This is a genomic window from Arthrobacter agilis (assembly GCF_002953615.1).
Classification (GTDB): Bacteria; Actinomycetota; Actinomycetes; order Actinomycetales; family Micrococcaceae; genus Arthrobacter_D; species Arthrobacter_D agilis_B.
The window spans coordinates 3159225-3163876 of sequence record NZ_CP024915.1 but is presented as its reverse complement, the minus strand read 5'-3'; the positions used below and the strand labels follow the sequence as shown (position 1 = coordinate 3163876).

Here is a 4652-nt window from a genome sequence, read left to right as displayed (position 1 = left end):
TCCTCCGGCACGCGCCCCGTCCCCCCCCTCCCGGCCTTCCCGGGCCGCACCACTGATCCCGTTTCCGTGACAGCATGGAGACCGGGGCGGGAACCACCGCCTCCCGGACGATGGGTGCCGTACCCGGTGTGCGACAAGACGGCCCAGGGAGAGAATCATGGCCTGGATCGTCCTCGTCGTCTCCGGAGTCCTCGAAGCCGTATGGGCCACAGCCCTCGGCAAGTCGGACGGCTTCAGCAGACTCGCGCCCACGCTCGTGTTCGGCATCGCCATCGTCGCGAGCATGGCCGGCCTGGCCTACGCCATGCGGACCCTGCCCGTCGGGACGGCCTACGCCGTCTGGGTGGGGATCGGCGCGGCCCTCACCGTCATCTATGCGATGGCCACCGGCACCGAGCCCGCCTCGCTGCTGAAGATCGTGTTCCTGCTCATGATCGTCGGGGGCGTCATCGGGCTGAAGCTGAGCCACTAGCCCCGGCCCGATCGGCGGCACCCGGACGGCCCCGCAGGAGCGGATGCTGCGGGGCCGGTTTTCCTCTGCTTTTTCCGCAATGCCTTGAGGTGGGACCGTCCGCTTGCGCCAAAACTGAGCGCGACAGACCGGTTCAGTTGAGGTGCGTTCGGGAGGATTGAGGAAGGCTCAGCTGGGGGCCGTGACAAGGAGTTGAGCACTATGCAGAGCGACGAGACCCTGACGGCGATGGAGTTCGCCGGACTCTCCTCCTACGAGTCCTGGATGCACTACTGCAACATGGGAGGGTTCACGGACTACTTCGAGTTCGATGCCTACCTGCACGGCGTCTACGCCCTCGACGCGGGGGACGCCGACCTCGTCTCCCAGGCGGTCAACGAGCTCATCGACGACGTCACCCCCGGCGAGGACGCCCTGCTCTGCCGCGCCCCCTACTCCTGGACGCCCGCGCTGCGCCACCTGCCCGGGGATGCGGCTGAGTCCGAGGACGTCGACGGCCCGATCCAGGTACCGGTGGACGACCTCGTCGGCCCGCACTCGCCCACCACCTTCGGCTCGCGCTTCCTGACCGGACTCGACGTCAGCGCGCTGGCCGGCCGTCCCGGCATCCCGCTGCCTCCCGGCGCACCGCTGGAACTGCTCGGCGAGATCCTCGACAGCGGCGTCATCGGCCGTATCTTCTCCGGCCGGCGGAACTAGCGCTACCGGCCGGGTTCCCGCTCGAGCGCCTCGTCGTGCTCGGCGTGCGCCCGGCGGATCATCTCCATGAACTCCGTCTCGTTGCGGATCAGGCGCTTGTACTTCTCGGGTAGCTTCCGGAGGTCCGCCTCCTCGGCGCACAGCCTCGCGAAGATCTTCTCCCGCTCGACGATGTCCGTCTCGTAGGTGAGGTCCAGGTATTCGACGGCGTGGCGCTTGGCACCTGAGATGGCGTTCTTCGCCTTGCCCTTGGGGCTCAGCACGGAGGCCAGGACGGTCACGACCAGCACGCCGAGGATGACGCCCAGCGACAGGCCCGTGCTGATCTCGACGACGTCGACGTGCTCGCCGTTGTTGATGAAGGGCAGGTTGTTCTCGTGCAGCGCGTGGAGGATCAGCTTCACGCCGATGAAGCCGAGGATCACCGCGAGGCCGTAGGAGAGGTAGATGAGCCGGTCCAGCAGCCCGTCGATGAGGAAGAACAGCTGGCGCAGCCCCATGAGCGAGAACGCCGTGGCGGTGAAGACGATGAAGGTGTTCTGGGTGAGGCCGAAGATCGCCGGGATGGAATCCAGGGCGAACAGGATGTCGGTGGCACCGATGGCCACCATGACGAGCAGCATCGGGGTCAGGACGCGCTTGCCGTCCTCGACCGTGAACAGCTTGTCGCCGTCGTAGTGCTCCGACGCCGGCAGGAAGCGCTTGGCGAGCCGGATGATCACGCTCTCGTCGTCGTCGTGCCCACCCGGCTTGAGGAGGTTCCCCGCGGTCAGGAGCAGGATCAGGCCGAAGATGTAGAACACCCAGGCGAAGCTGTTGATGAGGGCCGCGCCGAGGAAGATGAAGCCGGTCCGGGCGATGAGCGAGAAGACGATGCCGAACAGCAGCACCTTCTGCTGGTCCGCGCGCGGCACCCGGAAGCTCGACATGATGATGAGGAACACGAAGAGGTTGTCGACCGAGAGCGCCTTCTCGGTGACGTAGCCGGCGAAGTACTCGGTGCCCATGGTGGGCCCGCCGAGGACGAGGACGCCGACACCGAACAGCAGGGCGATCCCCACGTAGACGGAGGACCAGATCGCCGACTCGCGCAGGGTCGGGGTGTGGGCCTTCCGGACGTGGAAGAAGAAGTCGAACACGAGCAGCCCCACGATACCGATGACCGTGGCGGTCCAGACGAAGAGCGGTACTTCCATGCTGCAGGCCTCCTCGAAGCGTGGTGCCGGCGCGGTGCCGATGACCCGCGGATCCGGTGGTGCACGTAAGGGTAGCCGCCGCGCCTAGACTGGCGCAGTCCGTACCCCGATGACGAGGAATGCCATGAGCCCGATGATGCGCGCTGCGGTGCTTCGCTCCGCCGAACTGCCTGCTCCCTACGCCGGGAGCAACCCGCTCGCCCTGGAGACGGTTCCGGTGCCCGAGCCGCGGCCCGGCGAGGTCCTGGTGCGGATAACCCGGGCGAGTCTCTGCCACTCGGACCTGTCGGTGATCAACGGTTCGCGTGTCCGCCCGCTCCCCATGGCCCTCGGCCACGAGGCGACAGGCGTCGTCGAACGCGTGGGCGACGGCGTCGCCGACGTCCGCGACGGCGACCACGTGGTCCTCGTGTTCGTCCCCGCGTGCGGAGCGTGCCGCGCGTGCTCGGCGGGGCGGCCGGCGCTCTGCTACCGGGGGGCGGAATCCAACGGGAGCGGGGACCTCCTGCACGGACCGGCCGTCCTGCGCACCACCGACGGCGAGCGCATCAACCACCACCTCGGCGTGTCCGCCTTCGCGGAGTACGCCGTCGTGGCCCGCGAATCCGTGGTGGTGATCGACCGCGACGTGCCCTTCGACGTCGCCGCCATGTTCGGCTGCGCCGCCCTGACCGGCATCGGCGCCGTCCTCAACACCGCCGCGCTGCAGGAAGGGCAGTCCGTGGTCGTCTTCGGCCTGGGCGCGGTGGGACTGATGTCGGTGATGGCGGCCGCCCAGGTCCCCGGGACCACGGTGATCGCCATCGATCCCCTCGCCGCCAAGCAGGACCTCGGCCTGCGCTGCGGCGCGTCCCTCGCGGGAACACCCGACGACGCCGCCGGCCTCGTGCGGGAGGCGACGGACGGTGGTGCCGACGTCGTCATCGAGGCGGTGGGCAGTGCCCGCGTGCTGGAGGCCGGACTGCAGCTGCTCGCACGCGGAGGTGCGGTGGTGTCCGTCGGCCTCCCGCATCCGGACCAGCAGATCACCGCACAGGCCCTCCAGTTCGCCGGCATGGGGCGGCGCCTGCTCGGCTCCTACATGGGTGACGCCGTACCCGAGCGGGACATCCCCGCCTACCTGGACCTGTGGCGGCGCGGCCTGCTGCCCGTCGAACTGCTCCACACGGATACGCACCCCCTCGAGGATCTCAACGAAAGTCTCGACGCGCTCTCCGAGGGCCGCGTGGTACGACGGATCTTCACGCTCGGCAAGTGATTTGTTGCCGTGGGGACCAAAACCCGGTCCGTGCGTACGATGACAGCTGCACGTCTATCCAGAGGAGAACGACAATGCAGCAACGCACACTCGGCGGTATCACCGTCAGCGCCCTCGGACTGGGCGGAATGCCCATGTCCATCGAGGGACGCCCCGACGAGGACCGTTCCATCCGCACCATCCATGCAGCGATCGACGCCGGGATCACCCTGATCGACACCGCGGACGCGTACCACCGCGACGCGGACGAGGTGGGCCACAACGAGGTGCTCATCGCGAAGGCACTGGCCACCTACGGCGCCGACAGCTCGTCCGTGCTGGTTGCGACCAAGGGTGGCCACCTGCGGCCCGGCGACGGCTCATGGACGCTGAACGGTCGCCCGGACTACCTCAAGGAGGCCGCGAAGGCGTCCCTCAAGCGCCTCGGCGGCGACGCCATCGACCTGTACCAGTACCACCGTCCGGATCCGGAGGTCGCCTACGAGGATTCCATCGGGGCCCTCAGGGACCTGCTGGACGAGGGCGTCATCCGCATGGCCGGCATCTCGAACGCCACCGTGGACCAGATCCGGCAGGCGAACGAGATCCTCGGCGGCCGACTGGTATCCGTGCAGAACCAGTTCTCGCCGGCCTTCCGGTCCAGCGAGGACGAGCTGAGGTACTGCGGCGAGAACGGCATCGCCTTCCTGCCGTGGAGCCCCCTCGGCGGCATCAAGAAGGCAGGCGGACTCGGCGAGCACTTCACGCCGTTCCAGGAGATCGCCGACAGGCACGGCGTCAGCCCCCAGCAGGTGTGCCTGGCCTGGGAACTGGCCCTGTCACCCACGGTTCTCCCGATCCCCGGCGCGTCGCGGCCCGAGAGCGTGCAGGACTCGGCACGCGCCTCGGACCTCGAACTCTCGGCCGACGAGATCGGGACATTGTCCGGCACGAAGTAGGCCCGTTCCCGCACACGGGGATGCCCGCACCCGCCATGGGTGCGGGCATCCCCGTGTCGTAGGGGTGCCGTTCCCCGTCGGTGCCGGAC

General features: G+C 68.5%; 5 protein-coding genes and 1 riboswitch. Of the genes, 4 read left to right on the top strand and 1 reads right to left on the bottom strand.

Annotated features, from left to right (window positions below; translation table 11 throughout):
• Positions 1-80: 80 nt before the first annotated feature.
• A riboswitch (guanidine-III (ykkC-III) riboswitch) is annotated at positions 81-148 on the top strand.
• A gap of 9 nt (positions 149-157) precedes the next feature.
• Both CVO76_RS15490 and CVO76_RS15485 read left to right on the top strand, forming a co-directional pair.
• Positions 158-472, top strand: a complete 315-nt coding sequence (locus CVO76_RS15490) for a DMT family transporter (protein ID WP_208740028.1) — start codon at positions 158-160, stop codon at positions 470-472.
• Between the two features lie 201 nt (positions 473-673).
• The gene (locus tag CVO76_RS15485) at positions 674-1171 is read left to right on the top strand and encodes a hypothetical protein (RefSeq protein WP_208740027.1); all 498 of its coding nucleotides are present in this window, start codon (positions 674-676) and stop codon (positions 1169-1171) included.
• A gap of 2 nt (positions 1172-1173) precedes the next feature.
• On the opposite strand, the gene CVO76_RS15480 is transcribed toward CVO76_RS15485, so the two are convergent.
• Complete coding sequence (locus CVO76_RS15480) at positions 1174-2367, bottom strand: TerC family protein (protein ID WP_208740026.1); 1194 nt, start codon at positions 2365-2367, stop codon at positions 1174-1176.
• A 136-nt stretch (positions 2368-2503) separates the two neighbouring features.
• Between CVO76_RS15480 and CVO76_RS15475 the strand changes: the two genes are divergently transcribed.
• Positions 2504-3625 carry an alcohol dehydrogenase catalytic domain-containing protein gene (locus CVO76_RS15475; RefSeq protein ID WP_208741856.1) on the top strand — a complete coding sequence of 374 codons (1122 nt, stop codon included), beginning with the start codon at positions 2504-2506 and terminating at the stop codon, positions 3623-3625.
• Positions 3626-3699: 74 nt separating this feature from the next.
• Positions 3700-4563 carry an aldo/keto reductase gene (locus CVO76_RS15470; protein ID WP_133081369.1) on the top strand — a complete coding sequence of 288 codons (864 nt, stop codon included), beginning with the start codon at positions 3700-3702 and terminating at the stop codon, positions 4561-4563.
• Positions 4564-4652 lie beyond the last annotated feature (89 nt).

Excerpts from the sequence above, each read along its gene's own strand:
- CVO76_RS15490 (WP_208740028.1), top strand. The coding sequence starts at position 158 with ATGGCCTGGATCGTCCTCGTCGTCTCCGGAGTCCTCGAAGCCGTATGG.
- CVO76_RS15485 (WP_208740027.1), top strand. The coding sequence starts at position 674 with ATGCAGAGCGACGAGACCCTGACGGCGATGGAGTTCGCCGGACTCTCC.
- CVO76_RS15480 (WP_208740026.1), bottom strand. The coding sequence starts at position 2,367 with ATGGAAGTACCGCTCTTCGTCTGGACCGCCACGGTCATCGGTATCGTG.
- CVO76_RS15475 (WP_208741856.1), top strand. The coding sequence starts at position 2,504 with ATGCGCGCTGCGGTGCTTCGCTCCGCCGAACTGCCTGCTCCCTACGCC.
- CVO76_RS15470 (WP_133081369.1), top strand. The coding sequence starts at position 3,700 with ATGCAGCAACGCACACTCGGCGGTATCACCGTCAGCGCCCTCGGACTG.